At 67.5% G+C, this 17,026-nt stretch carries 18 protein-coding genes; 12 read left to right on the plus strand and 6 right to left on the minus strand.

What is annotated here, in order from left to right; genetic code table 11:
* The first annotated feature begins 2 nt into the window (after positions 1-2).
* From AXYL_RS26755 to AXYL_RS26785, 7 genes are all read left to right on the plus strand, one after another.
* Complete coding sequence (locus AXYL_RS26755; RefSeq protein WP_013396008.1) at positions 3-908, plus strand: SDR family NAD(P)-dependent oxidoreductase; 906 nt, start codon at positions 3-5, stop codon at positions 906-908.
* A 7-nt stretch (positions 909-915) separates the two neighbouring features.
* Complete coding sequence (locus AXYL_RS26760) at positions 916-1,791, plus strand: MaoC/PaaZ C-terminal domain-containing protein (RefSeq protein ID WP_013396009.1); 876 nt, start codon at positions 916-918, stop codon at positions 1,789-1,791.
* Complete coding sequence (locus AXYL_RS26765) at positions 1,788-2,456, plus strand: 3-oxoacid CoA-transferase subunit A (RefSeq protein ID WP_013396010.1); 669 nt, start codon at positions 1,788-1,790, stop codon at positions 2,454-2,456. Before AXYL_RS26760 ends, AXYL_RS26765 begins: the two co-directional genes overlap by 4 nt.
* Positions 2,453-3,121 carry a CoA-transferase gene (locus AXYL_RS26770; RefSeq protein WP_013396011.1) on the plus strand — a complete coding sequence of 223 codons (669 nt, stop codon included), beginning with the start codon at positions 2,453-2,455 and terminating at the stop codon, positions 3,119-3,121. Before AXYL_RS26765 ends, AXYL_RS26770 begins: the two co-directional genes overlap by 4 nt.
* A 12-nt stretch (positions 3,122-3,133) precedes the next feature.
* Entirely contained in the window at positions 3,134-4,309 is a 1,176-nt protein-coding gene (locus AXYL_RS26775; protein ID WP_013396012.1) for an acyl-CoA dehydrogenase family protein, read from the plus strand.
* Positions 4,302-5,258 (plus strand): acyl-CoA dehydrogenase family protein, encoded by a 957-nt coding sequence (locus AXYL_RS26780; protein ID WP_013396013.1) that lies wholly within the window; start codon positions 4,302-4,304, stop codon positions 5,256-5,258. The genes AXYL_RS26775 and AXYL_RS26780 overlap by 8 nt, the downstream gene beginning before the upstream one ends.
* A 128-nt stretch (positions 5,259-5,386) precedes the next feature.
* The gene (locus tag AXYL_RS26785; protein WP_013396014.1) at positions 5,387-6,127 is read left to right on the plus strand and encodes a hypothetical protein; all 741 of its coding nucleotides are present in this window, start codon (positions 5,387-5,389) and stop codon (positions 6,125-6,127) included.
* Positions 6,128-6,138: 11 nt separating this feature from the next.
* On the opposite strand, the gene AXYL_RS26790 is transcribed toward AXYL_RS26785, so the two are convergent.
* Positions 6,139-7,584, minus strand: a complete 1,446-nt coding sequence (locus tag AXYL_RS26790; protein ID WP_013396015.1) for an NAD-dependent succinate-semialdehyde dehydrogenase — start codon at positions 7,582-7,584, stop codon at positions 6,139-6,141.
* Here AXYL_RS26790 and AXYL_RS35100 point away from each other — a divergent pair.
* On the plus strand, positions 7,568-7,711 hold the full coding sequence (locus tag AXYL_RS35100; protein ID WP_158307670.1) for a hypothetical protein: 144 nt from the start codon (positions 7,568-7,570) through the stop codon (positions 7,709-7,711). The two genes, AXYL_RS26790 and AXYL_RS35100, sit on opposite strands and share 17 nt — an antisense overlap.
* A 37-nt stretch (positions 7,712-7,748) precedes the next feature.
* Here AXYL_RS35100 and AXYL_RS26795 read toward each other — a convergent pair whose 3' ends face one another.
* The 5 genes from AXYL_RS26795 to AXYL_RS26815 all read right to left on the minus strand — a co-directional run bounded on the left by AXYL_RS26795 (position 7,749) and on the right by AXYL_RS26815 (position 13,943).
* Positions 7,749-8,636: an NAD(P)-dependent oxidoreductase gene (locus AXYL_RS26795; RefSeq protein ID WP_013396016.1), complete on the minus strand. Its 888-nt coding sequence runs from the start codon at positions 8,634-8,636 to the stop codon at positions 7,749-7,751.
* Positions 8,637-8,871: 235 nt separating this feature from the next.
* Positions 8,872-9,267, minus strand: a complete 396-nt coding sequence (locus AXYL_RS26800) for a Zn-ribbon domain-containing OB-fold protein (RefSeq protein ID WP_013396017.1) — start codon at positions 9,265-9,267, stop codon at positions 8,872-8,874.
* Positions 9,268-9,290: 23 nt separating this feature from the next.
* The gene (locus AXYL_RS26805) at positions 9,291-10,463 is read right to left on the minus strand and encodes a thiolase family protein (protein WP_013396018.1); all 1,173 of its coding nucleotides are present in this window, start codon (positions 10,461-10,463) and stop codon (positions 9,291-9,293) included.
* A 151-nt stretch (positions 10,464-10,614) separates the two neighbouring features.
* On the minus strand, positions 10,615-11,223 hold the full coding sequence (locus AXYL_RS26810; protein WP_013396019.1) for a LysE family translocator: 609 nt from the start codon (positions 11,221-11,223) through the stop codon (positions 10,615-10,617).
* 134 nt (positions 11,224-11,357) lie between these two features.
* Complete coding sequence (locus AXYL_RS26815) at positions 11,358-13,943, minus strand: hypothetical protein (protein WP_013396020.1); 2,586 nt, start codon at positions 13,941-13,943, stop codon at positions 11,358-11,360.
* A 397-nt stretch (positions 13,944-14,340) separates the two neighbouring features.
* Between AXYL_RS26815 and AXYL_RS26820 the strand changes: the two genes are divergently transcribed.
* The 4 genes from AXYL_RS26820 to AXYL_RS26835 all read left to right on the plus strand — a co-directional run bounded on the left by AXYL_RS26820 (position 14,341) and on the right by AXYL_RS26835 (position 17,006).
* Entirely contained in the window at positions 14,341-15,519 is a 1,179-nt protein-coding gene (locus tag AXYL_RS26820; protein WP_013396021.1) for a phage tail sheath family protein, read from the plus strand.
* Positions 15,516-16,103: an ATP-binding protein gene (locus AXYL_RS26825; protein WP_013396022.1), complete on the plus strand. Its 588-nt coding sequence runs from the start codon at positions 15,516-15,518 to the stop codon at positions 16,101-16,103. Before AXYL_RS26820 ends, AXYL_RS26825 begins: the two co-directional genes overlap by 4 nt.
* Positions 16,100-16,315 carry a hypothetical protein gene (locus AXYL_RS26830; protein ID WP_013396023.1) on the plus strand — a complete coding sequence of 72 codons (216 nt, stop codon included), beginning with the start codon at positions 16,100-16,102 and terminating at the stop codon, positions 16,313-16,315. The genes AXYL_RS26825 and AXYL_RS26830 overlap by 4 nt, the downstream gene beginning before the upstream one ends.
* Positions 16,316-16,466: 151 nt before the next feature.
* Positions 16,467-17,006 (plus strand): hypothetical protein, encoded by a 540-nt coding sequence (locus AXYL_RS26835; protein WP_049797862.1) that lies wholly within the window; start codon positions 16,467-16,469, stop codon positions 17,004-17,006.
* The last annotated feature ends 20 nt before the right edge of the window (positions 17,007-17,026 follow it).

Below are 17,026 nucleotides of genomic sequence, written 5' to 3' on the forward strand. Positions count from 1 at the left end.
ATATGCTGGAAGGAAAAGTAGTGGTCGTCACCGGCGCGGCCAACGGCATCGGCCGCGCCGCGGCCGTGGCCCTGGCGGCGCAAGGCGCCCGCGTGGTGGTCAACGACCTGAACGTGTCGCTGGACGGCACCAGCGCCTCGCAAAGCACGGCCGCGCAGGTAGTCGAGGAAATCCGCGCAGCGGGCGGCGAAGCCATCGCCAACGGCGACTCCGTAGCCGAGTACGCCAGCGCGCAGCGCATCATCGAGGCCGCCGCCGACACCTATGGCCGCGTGGACGCCGTGGTGAACAATGCCGGCATCGTGCGCGACAAGATGTTCCACAAGCTCACGCCCGAGGACTTCGATGCCGTGGTCAAGGTGCATCTGTATGGCTGCTTCAACCTCAGCCATGCCGCCGCGCGGCACTTCCGCGAACAGGGCGGCGGCAGCCTGGTCAACATGACCTCCAATTCTGCCGTCATCGGCAACCGCGGCCAGGCCAACTATTGCGCCGCCAAGCTCGGCATCGTCGGCCTGTCCAAGGCCATGGCGCTGGACATGGCCGCCTTCAACGTGCGCTCGAACTGCATTGCCCCGCTGGCCTGGAGCCGCATGACGGAGACCATTCCGGCCAAGACCGAGGAACAAGCGCGCCACGTCGAGAAAATCCGCCGCATGGGTCCGGAAACCATCGCGCCGCTGATCTGCTACCTGGCCTCGGACGCTTCCGCCGAGGTGTCTGGGCAGGTGTTCGCCATCCGCCTGAACGAGATCTTCCTGATGAGCCAGTCACGCCCGGTGCGCTCGGTGCATCGCTCGGATGGCTGGACCACGGAGAGCATTGCCGAGCACGGCATGGCCGCGTTGCGCGCGTCGTTCATGCCCCTGGACACTTCTGCCCAGGTGTTCGCCTGGGATCCGGTCTGAGGCTGTCATGGCGCTGGACTACCGCAGCCTGAAGTCGCACGTCTTCGCGCCGGAACGCCAGGCCTACGGCGAGGATGACTGCATCCTCTACGCCCTGGGCGTGGGCGCCGGCCTGTCCGACGACGAGACGGTCGGCGACGAAACGCAATTCATCTACGAGCAGGGCCTGCGCGCCCTGCCTGCCATGGCCTGCGTGCTGGCCTACCCCGGCTTCTGGATGCGCGATCCGCGCCACGGCCTGGACTGGAGCCAGGTGGTGCATGGCGAACAGCGCATGCGCTTCGCGCGCCGCCTGCCCGCAGGCGGCGAAGTCATCTGCCAGATGACAGTCGCGTGCATCGCCGACAAGCGCCCTGGCGCCTTCGTCGTAACGCAGCGCACGCTGAGCGACGCGGCGACGGGAAAGGAAATCGCCGTCATCGAACAGCTGAACATCTGCCGTGGCGACGGCGGTTACTCGGGTGGCGACGCCGCGCTCAGCGATGCGCTGGCCGTGCCCATCCCGGCGCCGCCCGCCACGCCGCCGGACAGCATCATCGTCCTGCCCACCAGCCGCAACCAGGGCGCGCTGTACCGCCTGAACGCCGACCGCAATCCACTGCACGTGGATCCGGCTGCCGCGCGGCGAGCAGGCTATGAACGCCCCATCCTGCACGGCGCGGCGCTGCTGGGCATGGTCAACCGCGCCCTCGAAGCCTGCCTGCGGCAATTGCCGGGCCTGCGCCTGGGGGAACTGGACCTGCGCTTCATGGCGCCGGTCTATCCCGGCCGGGATGTGGCTGTATCGCTATGGCGCCAGCCGCAAGGCCTGGCCCTGGCCTGCCACCAGGCCGGCGCCCTGTGCGCCCAGGGCCGCGCGGCCTGGGCCGAGGAGGAACAATGAAAGACAAGACTTGCGCAAACGTCGAGGAAGCCCTGCGCGGCATCGAATCCGGCGCCGTGATCTTCGTGGGCGGCTTTGGCGGCTCGGGCATACCCGCGCGCCTGCTGGCCGGCCTGCTGGCCAAGCAAGGCGTGGATGACCTGACCCTGATCAACAACAACGCCGGCGCCGGTGAAGCCAGCTTCCTGGCCCTGGTGGCATCGGGCCGCGTCAGCCGCATCGTCTGCTCCTACCCGCGCATGCCGGGCAACGACGTCATCCGCGAGCGGGTGCAGGCCGGCAAGCTGGCGGTGGAAGTCATGCCCCAAGGCACGCTGGTCGAACGCATCCGCGCCGGCGGCGCGGGCATGGGGCCGTTCTACTCGCCGACAGGCTATGGCACGCCCCTGGCCGAAGGCCGCGAAACGCGCGTGTTCGGCGGCCGCGGCTACGTGCTGGAGGAGCCGCTGCGCGCGGACTACGCCTTCATCCGCGCGCACCGGGCCGACCAGCTGGGCAATCTGGTCTACCGGCGCGCCCAGCGCAACTTCGGTCCAGTCATGTGCATGGCGGCCCGCAGCACCATCGTCGAAGTCGAAGAGATCCTGCCTTGCGGCGCGCTCGATCCCGACGCCATCGTCACGCCCAGCCTGTTCGTGCACCGCCTGTTGGGGAGTCCGCAATGAAAAGACTGTCACGCGAGCAATTGGCCGCCCTGGTGGCCGACGACCTGCCGGCCTATGCCGTGGTCAACCTGGGCATAGGCATGCCCACCATGGTCACCGACCGCCTCGATCCCGCGCGCGGCGTGCAGCTGCATAGCGAGAACGGCATCCTCGGCATGCGCCTGCTGCAAGACCACGAGACCGCCGACGGCGATCTCATCAACGCCAGCAAGCAGTCGATCGCGCTGACCGAGGGCGCCGCCATCTTCGACCACGTCTATTCCTTCTCCATCATGCGCGGCGGCCACATAGACATCACGGTGCTGGGCGCCTTCGAAGTGTCCTGCCACGGCGACCTGGCGAACTGGTCGCTGGGCGCGGACGATCCCATGCCGTCCGTGGGCGGGGCCATGGACCTGGCGGTAGGCGCGCGCAATGTCTGGGTCATGATGGAAGCGCTGACCCGCGAGGGCGCCCCGCGCCTGCGCAGCCGCTGTGGCCTGCCCCTGACCGGCGCGGGCGTGGTCGGGCGCGTCTATGCCGACATCGGCATCTTCGACGTGCGCGATGGGGCCTTCGTGCCCCTGGCCCTGGTGGACGGCCTGCTGCCTTCCGAACTGCACCGCTGGATCGACGCGCCGGTACGCGTCGAGGACGCGCCGCGCGTCCTGCATCCCAACTCCTGATTGCTCTCAACCATGATACGCACCGAACATTTTCTCGAAGACGCCGAGGCCTGGCTGCGCGCCGCGCTGGTCCAGCTGCGCGAGCAGTATCCGGTCACTGCCTCGCATACCCAGGAATGCCGCCAGGCCTGGAACCGCAAGCTGTGCGAGGCCGACCTCATCGCGCTGACCTGGCCGCGCGAATATGGCGGCCGCGAGCTCAGCACCGCAACGCTGATCGCCTTCCACGAACTGTGCGCGCGCCTGCATGCGCCGCAACCCATCAACAGCATCGCGCACGCCATCCTGGCGCCCACCCTGCTGCGCTTTGGCACGCCCGCGCAAAAGGCGCAGTTCCTGCCTGGCATCCGCGACGGCAGCGAGATCTGGTGCCAGGGATACTCCGAACCCCAGACCGGCTCCGACCTCTCTTCCGTGCGCACCCGCGCCAAAGCCGAAGCCGCCGGCTGGAACGTCAGCGGCCGCAAGATCTGGACCACCCAGGCGCATCTGGCCAAGTGGTGCTTCGCGCTGGTGCGGACCGATCCCGACAGCCAGGCCCATCGTGGCCTGAGCTTCATGCTCATCGACATGCAGGCCGAAGGCGTGCGAGTCGAGCCGATACGCCAGATGACCGGCGAGGCCGACTACAACGAAGTGCTGTTCGACGCCACGCCGGTGCCTGCAGGCCGCATCCTTGGCGAAGCCGGCGAGGGCTGGCGCATCGCCATGGCCGCCGCCGAGTACGAACGCGGCATCTACTTCATGCCGCGCGTCGTGCTGCTGGAAGACGAGCTTCAAAAACTGACCACGGCACTGGCGCAGGCCCCGCTGTCCCCGGACGAGCGCGCCGTGCAGGCGCGCCGCCTGCGCGAATTGGCGGACCTGTGCCAGGTCATACGCTGGCGCGTGGACCGTGTGCTGCGCGAGGTCGCCGCGGGCAACACGCCCGGCATCGACGGCGCCATGCTCAAGCTGCTGTGGAGCGAAACCCGCCAACGGGTCTGGGAACAACGCGTGGAGCTTCTGGGCGAGGCCGCCATCCTCGGCCCCCAAGCCGGCGCGCCCCATGCCGGGGAGGCCAGCGTGCTGCGCGAATTCCTGTGGTCGCGCGCCGAAACCATCGTAGCCGGCACCTCGGAAATCCAACGCAATATCGTGGGCGAACGCCTGCTCGGCCTGCCCAAGGACAGGGGACAACATGCATAGCGAAATCAGGACATTGCTGTCCTCCACCTTCGGCCGCCTGCTGGAAGAACAGCATCCCGCCGCCTACGCCCGCCGCGCGCTGCCGGCGGACGACGCCGCCCAGCGCGCTCTGTGGAAGGAGCTGGCAGAAGGAGGCTGGCTGGAAGCAGGCTCGGAAGCCTTCCAGGCCGAGTACGGCCCCGGCACCCCGCTCATGGGCGAATGGGCTGGACGCGCCCTGCTCACCCTGCCCTATGGCGCTTCGGCCTTTCTCGCCAGCGTCTTGCTGGCGCAAACGCCCGCCGTGGCGGACGTGCTGCTGGACCTGGCCGCGCATCCGGCCAGCATCCGCTGCGACCGCGCCGGCGACGAGCAGGGCTGGATCGACGCCTACGGCCCCACGGCCCAGTATCTGCGCCTGAGCCGTCAGGACCAGGTCTGGCTGTTGGCGCGGTACGACCCGGCGATGCTCGAATCGGTGCAGGGTCTGGATCCCACCGTGGCCTTGGCCCGCCTGCGCGGCCCTGCCCTGGCGCGGGCCGAATTACCCGCAGCGCGGGTCTTGCCTGCGCTGCAGAACCATCTGGCCTTCCTGCTCGCGCAACTGGTGGGCGCCGCGGCAACCTCGCTCGACCTGGCCATCGCCTACGCCAAGGAGCGCGAACAGTTCGGCCGGCCCATCGGACAGTTCCAGGCCATCAAGCATGCCCTGGTCGACGCCTGGACCGGCCTGGACAACAGCCGCTATGCCGTGGAGGCCTTGCAGGCAGCGCGCGCCACGGCCGATCCCGAGCTTGCGGCGCTGGCCGCGCGCCTGGCCGCCAGCGCGGCGCGGCGCGCTGTAAAGCTCTCCATCCAGGTGCATGGGGGCATAGGCTTCTCCTGGGAGCACGACGCCCAGCTTTACCTGAAACGCGTCTATCGGCTGGCGGTCGAGGTGCAGCGGCTGGCCGCGCTGATGCGGGACTAGCGTCCCGCCATGCGCCCGCCGGACGGGGCGCGGATGGCGGCGCCGTTAAGATAACGGCTTTCCACAGCCGTTATCCAGGCCGGTTCCTGCGCGGCGCAACCCTGCCCGCCCGGATCCTCCCGCATCCGATGCACCACGTCCCGCCACCGCAACGCCCATCCGGCCGCCTGACGTCCTACTACTGGAGCGGCGACGCCATGCGCAGCCGCAGCGTCAGCGATACCGTGCTGAGCGCCACGCTGGACTTGCCCGTGCCGCCCGCCCGCGTGCAGGCGGACTGGGAGCGCGAGATGGCCTCGCGCCTGTTCCTGGAACCCGGAGACGTGGAGCAGATGCCCCTGGCACGCACGCAGGCGCGCTGGCCCGACTACGGCCTTTGCCTGCAAGCCATGCGCGACTGGACGCAAGCGCTGGGATTGCCCGGCGTGCTGGCATCCGCCGACATCGCCCTCATGGCCTGCCGCGGCGCCCGCTACCACCATGACGGCACGCAATACGGCGGCGCCGCCTTCTGCAATCTGTTCCTGAGCGAAAACCGGGGCCTGGACGTGCATTTCCCGGCCACCGGCCTGCGCATCCCCCTGGTCCGCGGCACCGCCATGATTTTCGACACCGGCCAGCCGCATGGCGTCATCCTGCGGCGCGGCATGGGCTTTCGCGAGGCCGACTTCGCGGAAGGCCTGGATCTGGCGCAGTTGTTCCTGACCTGGGAACTGCCCATCGAAGACGCCCGCGTCGCGGGCGCGCTCGGCATCGAATTCGATGTCGATGCCGTGACGGCGCCGCAGCTGGACGAGGAACAGATCCGGGTGAACGGCGCGCGCGCCGCTATCGACCCGGAGTCCGGCTTGTGGCTGCTTGAGGAATGAAGCGGATCAGTTCAACACTGCGCCACGTATTTGAACTGTGTGAACTCGGACAGCCCTTCCACGCCGCCTTCCTTACCTAGTCCGCTCTGCTTGACCCCGCCAAACGGCGTTTCAGCCAGCGAGTGTTGGCAGTGGTTGACGCAGATCGTGCCGCTTTCAATGGCGTCCGTCGCATCGGCGATCGTGTCCGCCTGCTTGGTGAACACATAGGCAGCCAGACCGAACGGCAGGCGATTCGCCTCGGCGATGGCCTGGTCGAAAGTCGAGAAGGTGCCGACGATGGCCAACGGGCCGAAGGGCTCCACGTTGGCGGCGCGCCAGGTGTCGTCGTAGCCCTGCATGACGGTGGGCTGGAAGAAGTAGCCCCGGCTGCCGATGCGCTCGCCGCCCGCCAGGACCCGGCCACCCCGCGCACGGCCATCTTCCACCATGGACTGGATGGCTTCGACCCTGCGCGGATTGGCCAGCGGTCCCATCTGCACGCCTTCTTCCGTGCCCGGACCGACGCGCCAGTGGCGCGCAAGCTCGGCCATGCTGCGCGCGAACGGCTCGGCAATGGATTCGTGGACCAGCATGCGCGTGGGCGAGACGCAGATCTGGCCGCCGTTGCGCATCTTGGCCTGGATCAGGGTGCGCGCCGCGGCTTCGGGGTCGACATCCCCGAACACCAGGACCGGCGCATGGCCGCCCAGTTCCAGCACGCTGCGCTTGAGTCCTGCGGCCGCCATCTGGGCCACTTTCGTGCCGATCTCGGTCGAGCCCGTAAAGGTAACGGCGCGGATCAGGGGCGATTGGATCATCCGGTCGGATACCCTGCCCGGATTGCCAAACACCATGTTGAGCACCCCGGCAGGCAAACCGCTGTCGTGCAGCACGCGGGCCAGGAACAGGGCCGTGGCGGGCGTTTCCTCCGCCGGCTTGATCACTACGGTGCAACCGGCCGCGAGCGCGCTGGCGATCTTGCGGCTGGGCGTGATCGCAGGCGCATTCCAGCCTGAGAACGCCGCCACGGGACCAATGGGCTCGGGGACGACCATCTGCCGCATGCGCGGTTCGCGCGCGGGGATGATGCGGCCATAGATGCGGCGGCTCTCTTCGGCCGACCACTCGAACAATTCCGCCGTCTTGTCCACTTCAACCCGGGACTCGGTCAAGGGCTTGCCCTGTTCCCGCGTAATGATCCAGCTAAGCGCCTCCGAACGTTCACGCAGCAGTTGCGCCGCATTGCGCAGAATGGCCGACCGCTGCATCGGCGCGGTACGGCGCCAGGCGGGGAAGGCGGCGTCGGCAGCCTGCAGGGCGGCATCGACGTCCGCATCCGTGGCGTGGGGCAGTGCGCCCAGCGGTTGCTCCGTTGCGGGGTCAAGGACCTCGCTCTGCTCTCGCCCCGCCCCATCCAGCCATTCGCCGTTGATGTATAGCGCCAGCCGCGGATATTCCATGGCGTTCTTCGACATGATTATGGTCTCCTGTGCTTGCGCTCCACGCATCGCGGCGCAGGCGCTTTCGGTGCTGTCGTTGAGTGATGCCGACGCGCGCGATCACGCCGGCCCGGAACTTGTTTTCCGGATGACTTCTTCATGAATGGCCGATCCGCGCGACGCGCTGTCCGGCCGCCATTTCATTTCGTCGCGATCTGATTGATGAGGATCGGGAAGTAAGCCTGGCCGTCGCCCTGCGCCACCGCGCTCTGCAGCAGTTCCCGCGTGCGCGCAAGAATCGCGGCGTCCACACCGGAAGCTTCCGCCAGGGACGCGGCCAGCGATACGTCCTTGAGCGCATACGCAGTGGAGAAGCGCCCCTGCGAGAATTCGCGCGGCGCCAGGGCGCGGATGCCGACGACGTTCAGCGCCTGGCTGGCGGCGGACCCGGTGGACAGCACGTCCAGCAGCTGCTTGCCGTCTATGCCGGCGCGCTCGCAGATGAGCAGGGTCTCGGCCAGCACGGCCACATTCATCATCAGCACCATGTTGTTGGCGATCTTGACGATCTGCCCGCATCCAGTCCCGCCGCAGAGCACCACGTCGCTACCCATGCAATCCAGCAGCGGCCGCACGGCATCGAGGTCTTCCTGCGCACCCCCCACCATGATCAGCAAGGTGCCGTCGCGCGCCGCTTCGGGCATGCGCGCCACGGGCGCGTCCAGGAACCTCACGCCCTGTTCGGCGAGGCGGACCGCCAGGGCCCGCGTGCGCGCCACATCGCTGGTGCCGGTATCCACGATCAGGCGGGGCTTGCGCTCGCCGGACAGCAAGCCGTCGACGCCCAGGCAGACCTGCTCGACATGATCGATGCTGGGCAGGGACAGGAATACCACTTCGGCGTGCCCGGCCAAATCGCGAACGGACTGGTGCGCCACCGCACCGTCATTCAGCACACGCCCCACCGCCTGCTCGTGGATGTCATGCACATGCACGGGCAGCCCGGCCTTGCGGCACAAATTGCGACACATGGGTTCGCCCATGACGCCCAGCCCGATGAACCCGACCCGTTGAAACGCTACGCTCACTTTGCCTCCCGCCCTTGCGAGCGCTCCCTTGAATGGTCCACGTTCTGGACTGTATCGGACACCGATGACATGCCAGAAATGATATCCAACGGCGCCTCCCGCATCCAGGCAAGGCAAGCCGCAAATAGTCCAACATATGAAATAGCTGAACCATGAACATCGCCTGGAATTTTCCGATTCCAGGCGATGTTCATGCCTCGGTTCGAGATGGAATATCCGCCGGCCGCGGGCGGGCTCACTCAGCCAACGTGAACTTGGGCACCCGGTAGCCGTCGGGATGATCGGCATAGACCATGCGTACGGCGGCATCCAGTTCGAGGCGGCCGAGTTCTCGGCGATCCATGTACGAGATCATGATCGGGCCTTCTTCCAATTGCACCGCCACCACCACGTGGGGCGCCGGGTAGGCTGGCAGATACTTGCGATGAAAAACCGTCCAGGACAGGATCTTCGCCCTTCCCGAGACAGGAGCCCATTCGTAGTCCAGACTCAGCGATTCAGGGCAGGCCGGCCCTGGCGGATAGCGGAAGACGCCGTTTTCGGTGCAGCGCTGCAGGCGCATCTGTCCTTGATTGATGCTGTCCCACATTGGCGCATCGTAGGGCGAATACAGGCGGGGGGTTGCGCTCATGGTTTGCTTCCTGGCAGGCGGATTCATCGACCGTAGATGATGGACATGGCTTTGCCGGCCACGTCGGACACGTACTGGACATGCCGGCAATTCGGCACCTGGCGCGCGCCCAGGCCGCCGCGCACTTGCCGCACCGCCTCCACCTGGTGGTTCCAGCCCTGCATGTACGATTCCGACAGATGCCCGCCGCTGGTATTAACCGGCAACTTGCCGCCGACCCCGATGCCTTGTTCAGCGATGAAACGACCGGCTTCTCCTTGCCCGCAAAAGCCGAATCCCTCCAGCGCGAACAGGATGTGCGGGCTGAAGCTGTCGTACACCAGCAAGGCGTCGATATCCGCCGGTCCCACGCCTGCAGCCGCATACACTTGCTCTGCCGCGCGCTGCTGCGCCGGACGATAGAAATCGATCAACCGCGGCCCGAGGCTGGTTGCGTGATGGTTCAGGTCGGAGCGGCCCATGCCTTCGATGAGTACCGGCCGCGCGGCCGTCTTGCGCGCCCGGCCGGCCTCCATCACGATCAGCGCCACGCCGCCGTCATTGATCAGGCAGTAATCGTTCAAGCGCAGCGGCTGCGCGATGTAGTCGGCGGCCAGGTAGTCATCAAGCGTGATCGGCTTGCGCATGATCGCGTTGGGATTGAGGCTCGCCCACTGGCGCTGGCCTACCGCAACCTGGCCCAGGTCGCGCTCGCTGATCTGCCAAAGCTCCTTGTAGCGCTGGAACATCAACGCGTACAACGCGCCCTGCGAAGTCAGCCCCCAGGGACTGTGATAAACGTATGAAAGGAAGGCGCCGCCACCCATCGCTTCCGGGCCGCCATATTGCACCGCGGCCGAGCGCTGGTCGTTGCCGTAGACCAGCGCCACCACTTCCGCCAAGCCTGACCGGATGGCCATCACCGCCTGGAACACCGCCTGCACCGCGTCCGCCTGTCCGCCCCAACGCGGATCGATGTTCAGCACTTCTCCCATGCGCTCATAGGCCGTGGTCGGCCCGACGATCAGGCCGTCGATGTCTTCGCGCCGCAGGCCGGCGTCGTCCAGCGCGCGCTTGAACGCCAGCGTCGCATAGCCGTAGGAATCGAACGGCTTTTCGCCATTGCGGACCCGCCGGTAGTCCTCCACCCAATCCGTATGGCCCGTGCCGGCAATCGCCGCGACCCCGGCCGTGCCCTTTCCACTTAGATCCGCCACCGTCCATGTCTCCCTGTGTGAACCACCCATCGAGAGTCAGGCATGAGCTCTCCCAGACAAATTATCTGGAACGATCTGGAAAGACCATATGAAAGGTCCACATAGCGAAATTGAATCGGCGGCTATGGAAGCCCGGTGGGCAGGCCGGCGATCAGGACCCCGGCAGCGCCGCGCCCATGGCGGCGAACAGGCCGCCGCACACCTTGTTGAAGCGCCGGCCGGAGCGTTCCAGCCAGGGGCGCACGCGATGCGCCAGGCGCGCCAGCACATATTCGACAAGGAACTCGACCACCACGAAAGTCGCGGCCATGACCGCGAACTGCGTGTACAGGCTGCGGGCCGGGTCGATGAACTGCGGCAGGAAGGCGCCGTAGAAAAGCAGCGCCTTGGGATTGGAGATTGCTGACAGGAGGCCCTGGCTGAACATGCGCATGCCGCTTATGCGTGGCATGTCCGGGGCAGGCCGCAATTGCACACCCGGCGCGCGCCAGAGCTGGATGCCCAGCCAGATCAGATAGGCCCCGCCCGCCCACTTCAGCACCGTCAGCGCAGGCCCCCAGGCCTTGAGCAAGGCGCTGATGCCCAGCATCGACAAAGCGATCAGCGCCACGAATCCCACCGCGCCGCCGGCAATGGTGCACAACGCCTTGCGGTGTCCGTGCAGCGCGCCATGCGTCAGCGCAAGCAGGGTATTCGGTCCTGGGGTGACCGACAAACCGATGACCGCGACCAGATAGATGAGCCAGCTATGCAGCGCCATGACGGAATGCGTAAGAGAGGGGAAAGCGGCCAGTCTAGTCCGCGGCAGAGGGGTGCGCAAATGCGCCTGGACGAAAGACGGGGCCCGCAAAAGCCCCGCGAGCCGCCCAGGCGCTTGATCGAACAGCGCCAGACTCAGCGCCGGAATCCTCCCCCATGGAAGCCGCCGAAGCCGCCGCCCCAGCCACCCCGGCCGCGCCCCTGCCAGCCGCCGCCCTCCGCGCCGCCCATGCCGCGGTCGCGCCAACCTCCGCCCTGCCAGCCTCCGCCCTGCATGCCGCGATCCTGCCAGCCGCCGCCGTCCATGCCGCCGGTACGCTCGCTGGAATAATCGCGCGCCTGGCGCTGGCCGTTCAGGTAGTTGCTACCGGATTGCGCGCTGGGCTGCACCGATTGCCAGCCCGAGCTGGTGTGCTGTTGCCAGCCATTGTCGTTGTGCTCGTAGACATTGCCGTTGTGGTCGGCATACACGTTGCCGTTGTTCCACGCCATGCCGCTGCCCGTGTTGCGGTCGTAGGTGGCGCCGCGCCGGTCCATGCTGCTGACGCCGTCGCCGGCCGTGCCGGTCGCCGTGGCGGACGATATGGTGCTGCGGCCGGTGTTCGTGTTGGTGCGCACATCCTGGCGGCCGGCAGCCCATTGGCCGTCATCGTTGGCGACCACGCCCGCGCGCCCCGCGCCCGATGCGCCCGTCGCGGGGTTGTTGTAGGCGTCGCGCCGCCCGGCCGCCGCATTGCCGGTGTACTCGTTGTAGGCGGCGCCGCGCGAGCCTTCGAAGGCCGCGCCGGTCTGCGGGTTGTAGCCTTCGGCGTGCGTGCCTTGCCATTCGGTGCCGGTCCAGCCGTTCCATCCGGCTGCATGCGTGACCACGCCGGAACCGCCCCAGGCGCCGTAGACGTCCACCTTGTTGACGTTAACGCCGCCCCAATAGGGCGCACCCCAATAAGGCCCCCAATAGGGCGCGGCGCCGCCCCAGGTCTCGCCCGCGACAAAGCCGAAAGCGAAGCCCGTCGCCGTGGCGAAGGCCGCGTCGTAGCCATAGCTGGGCGGATAGCCGACCCAAGTGTCCTGCACGATGACCGGCGGGTAGGCGTAGCCCGTGCCGTACACCACGGTGCCGTCCGGACTGGCCACCACGCCCATGTAACCCGGCGTGTAGCCGAACACCACAGTCTGCGCGGTGGAGCCGTACACCTGCACGTAGGTGACGTAGTGCAGCGGCGAGCTGACGGGTATGGCGTAGATGGCGGCCGGCACATGGTCGGCCACGCGCCACGGTCCCCGGGCCGAGTCCGAAACGAACCACACGGCGCGCGACAAGGCGTAGTAACGCCCCTCGGCCTGGATCACCGGCACCTGCGAGTTGGCGGCGTAATACAGCGCCGTACCCTCGATGGGCCGCAGCGTAGGCTCGCCGCCGGCATATTCGACCTGCAGTTTCGCCGCGCTGCGCGACACCGTGGCGGTCTGCGGAATGGTCGAGGCGATCAGCGCCTCCTTGGCCTGCGGCGTGCCAGGCACCGAAGCCAGCACGCCCGATTGCGGATCGTGGGCCGGAATCCGCGCGAAATCGCGCGGCAATTGCTTGCCCGGCACGAAGGACCAGGGCCCGTCCAGGCTGGCGCCGCGAAACCAGCGGCCGGACACCAGCAGGTAGTAGCGGTTGTCGCCGGGATTCATGAACAGGGCATGATCGGCGTTGGCCACCGACAGCAACGAGGTTCCCGGCACGGGTCGCATTTCCGGCTGGCCGACAGTCACCAACAACTCGGCCGGCGTGGTGGACGCCGCGATGGCAGGGGCCCGGTGCGGTGGCTTGCCGCCATGTGGCATCAAGGGGTCGGGCTCGGACTTGCGCCGCGCCGCGTCGGCGGCGGCCAGCAATGCGGAGGACGGCTGCGGGTGGTCCGTCCACGGCCCGGCGGCGCCGCGCGCTTCGTACCAATGGCCGGCCGCCTGCAGAAAGTAACGGTCCGCGCCATCGGCCAGTATTAGCGCACGCGTATTGACCACCCGGCGCCAGCCCGCCGCGTCGGGCACCTCGGCCAGGACGGGCTCACCGTCTATCAGCACCAGCACAGTAGGCACCGTGCGGTAGATGATGCGCGGCGGCGCATTGTCCACCGGGACGGTCTTGGTGGCCGGATTGTTCTGGGACAGCGTATAGCTGAGTTGCAGCGCATCAAGCTGCGTAACCACGCCCTTGGCGGGCAGGCGCGCTTCGAGCTGCTTGCGCAGCCTGTCGGCCTCCTGGGGCGCGGTGGGCACCTGCACGCGCTCGATCCGGAAGTCCGACAGATGCACCAGGCCAGCCGGTTTGTTGACCTCGGCCCGGGCGGAAAAGTCGGCCACGCCGTAGGTCGGATTGCCCTTGGCGGCGCCGACCGCCACCGCCATGCGGCCCGAAATGCGATCGGCCTTCCAGCTGTCGATCTGCGGTTGATAGAGTTCCACCCGCGTGCCGTCGGCGGCCTCGAAACTGCGCGGCCACTGCAGCGACCGCGCGGCCTCAGCCTGGGCATCGGATGGTGACGGCGGCGTCTGGGTCGGGGTCTGTCCCTGCGCCTGCGCCGCGGTGGTCGGCGCCAGGCTGACGCCACAGGCCATGCCTGCCATGGCTACAGCAAGGGCAAGACGTGAAAGGCGTCCAGGCGGGCCTGCCGCCGCTGACGAGGTTGCCGGGAAATCACGCACGCGCCACAGTCGGGTCAGGCTATGCATCTTGCGCTCCTCGTTGAGGGCCGCAGCCGCCAGTCGGGCCCCCGGCCACTCGGATTTCCCGCAGCGCCGTCGCCACGGGCCATGCGTCTGCCGGCCCCCCAATCATGCGTCCTGGCTGGGCTGGCTTTTGAATAAGCAACAGAACGTTAACACCGCTGAAAAGCTATTGCCCGCTTTTCTCAGACCTTCTATAAAACATCTCATCAGGGCTGCTGCTTTTGCCCGATTGCCTTTCCGCTGCAATCCAACTAGAAGCGCGGCGCAACGCCCGCCACACGCCGGCACTCCCGCGCGTCGCGCCCAGGCCCGGACCTCTGTCCGCGGCATCCCGGCCGTCCCTCGAAGACTTTCCTGCTGCAAGCACACGCCGTCAAGTAGCCGTGGAAAGGAGCAGTTCATGGCCCCAGCCCTGAATCATCCCGGGGTGTATATCCAGGAAATGCCCGCGAGCGTACCCAGCATTGCTGGCGCGCCGACCTCGGTTGCCGCATTCCTGGGCACGGCCGTGCGCGGACCGCTCAACCAGCCGGTCCGGATCCTGGGCTTTGCCGACTACGAACGCGAGTTCGGCGGCCTGGTCGAGGACTGCGAACTCGGCTATGCGGTGCTTCAATTCTTCCTTAACGGCGGCGCCGAAGCCTGGGTCGTGCGCGTGGAACTGCCCACGCACAACGGACCGCAGGATGTGCACGCCGCCTTCATCGGCCAGCCCGCGCAGAGCCTGGGGCTCCATGCGCTGGACCAGGCCCATCCGTTCAATCTGCTATGCCTGCCCGGGGTCACCGACGGTGGCGTGCTTGCCGCTGCCGCGACCTACTGCAAGGAGCGGCGCGCCTTCATGATCGTCGATGCTCCGCCGGAGGCAACCGATGCAGCCTTCATGGCGGCGGCGGTCATGGGTACGGCGTTGCCCAAGTCCGACCATGCTGCGGTGTACTTCCCTTGGACCCGGACGGCCGATCCGCTGAAAATCGGCCAGCCCCGCCTGACTCCGCCCTGCGGCACCATCGCCGGTCTGTATGCGCGTACCGACAGCAATCGCGGCGTCTGGAAAGCGCCGGCCGGCACCGATGCCAGCCTCACCGGCGTCCTGTCGCTGGCCGCCACGGTCAGCGATGACGAAAGCCGGAACCTGAATGCGCTGGGCGTCAATTGCCTGCGCACTTTCCCCGGGCACGGCGCGGTCTGCTGGGGCGCGCGAACCTTGCAGGGCACCGACCACTTCGCCTCGGAATACAAGTACGTGCCGGTGCGGCGGCTGGCGCTGCATCTGGAGCGATCGCTCGGCCGAGGCACGCAGTGGGCCACGTTCGAACCCAACGACGAAGCGCTCTGGGCGCAGATCAGGCTGAACGTCGGCGCCTACATGAACGGGCTGTTCCGCCAGGGCGCCTTCCAGGGCGGCACGCCGCGCGACGCCTATCTGGTCAAGTGCGATGGCGAAACCACCACGCAGCAAGACATCGATCGTGGCGTGGTCAACATCCTGGTGGGATTCGCGCCGCTCAGGCCGGCCGAGTTCGTGGTCATCCGCGTCCGGCAACGCGCGGGCCGGACAGAAGGACAGCAGCCATGAACGTGCCTGCCGAATCGCGCATCCTCGCGCTGTGGGACACGGGCAGCCAGAGCCGCCCGCGCGCGCTGGCGCAGGCCGCCGAAGCGGCCGAGGCCCTGGCGCGGGAAACGGGACTGGAGCTGCGTCGCATCGACTTGTCGAAGATCGTCAGCAAGTACATCGCCGAGACCGAAAAGAATCTGAACCGCCTGTTCGAATCGGTGGAGCAACGCGGCGCCGTTCTGTTCTTTGACGAAGCCGACGCGCTTTTCGGCAAGCGCGCCGACATCAAGAATAGCCATGACCGCTACGCCAATATCGAGGTCAACTATCTGCTGCAACCCATGGAGTCATACCGCGGCCTGACGCTACGGGCCGCGGGTTTGAAGTCCAACCTGGACAGCGCGTTCCTGAGGCGGTTGCGCCTCGTGGTCCAGTTTCCGGCCGCTGCGGCGGATCAGCGCGCGCGCCTTTGGAGCCGCGCTTTTCCGATTGCGGACACCAGTACCGAAATCACCATGGCGCGCCTGCTGCAAGCCGTCCGCGCCGAACCAAGCCAACATGCCCGGCCCTTGCCTGGCGCCAAGACGAGAGGATATCCATGAAACCCGTCATCAACGAGTATGTCCGCGAACTCAGCCACCCCGGCTACGACGCGGCCCGACGCAATGCCTTCGTCGCCGCCATGGTGAGCAAGCGGCTGATGCGGCGCACGACGGACCAGCGCGAGGCGGGCGCGGCCGACGCAGCGCGGGCGAGCGCCCTCGCCGACAATGCCGCCAGCGCTGACGCGCGCGCCGGCAACGCCGAGACCTGAGCTTCGCGCGGCAGCAGGATGGCGCTGCGTCCGCCACGGACGCAGCGCGCGCAGGCTTGGCACGCCGGCGGGCACGGTATCATCAGGCCTGTTGCGCGGCTTGCTCCCGCAAGCATGCCACGCGTATCCCGCCCACATCCTGCATGACGCGATGAATCCCTTTATTTCGATCGGCATTCTGCTTCTAGGCGTTTTCGCCGCCATCGCTTACCGCAGGAAGCGGCAGCGCACGGCGGACGCTACAGGCCGGCGCCTCGGCAGCGATCTGCTCGCTGGCGGAGCGCTCTATGGCGTGGCGGCTCCCGCCATCGGCGGCGCTGGCGTCATACTGGGCTTGACGGCAGCCACCCGGGATCCGGAGACCTTGCTCATGCTGCTCTACGGATTGCCTTGGTTCTACCTCTTCGGCTTCGTGCCCGCCATGCTGTGCGGCGTGGTGGCTGGGGCGCTGCGGCCAGCGCGTTCGTCGTGGCTCGCCTGCGCGGGAATGGCAGCGGTGGGCGCGCTCTTTGGATTTGTCTTCCTGCTGGGCTTTGGCACCCACGAAAGGCCGTGGCAGGAACTCCTCGGCTTTCCCTTGACCGTGGGCGCCCTGCCCGGCGCCGTGAGCGCCTTCGTGTGCGCGCGCATCTTCTATGGCAAATCGCGCGGCAACAGCGCACCGGGCGGCGATGCGCCGCAAACGGCCTGAAGCCACGCAAGCACTTGCCC

The sequence above is a fragment of the Achromobacter xylosoxidans A8 genome, from assembly GCF_000165835.1.
GTDB classification, from domain to species: Bacteria; Pseudomonadota; Gammaproteobacteria; order Burkholderiales; family Burkholderiaceae_B; genus Achromobacter; species Achromobacter xylosoxidans_B.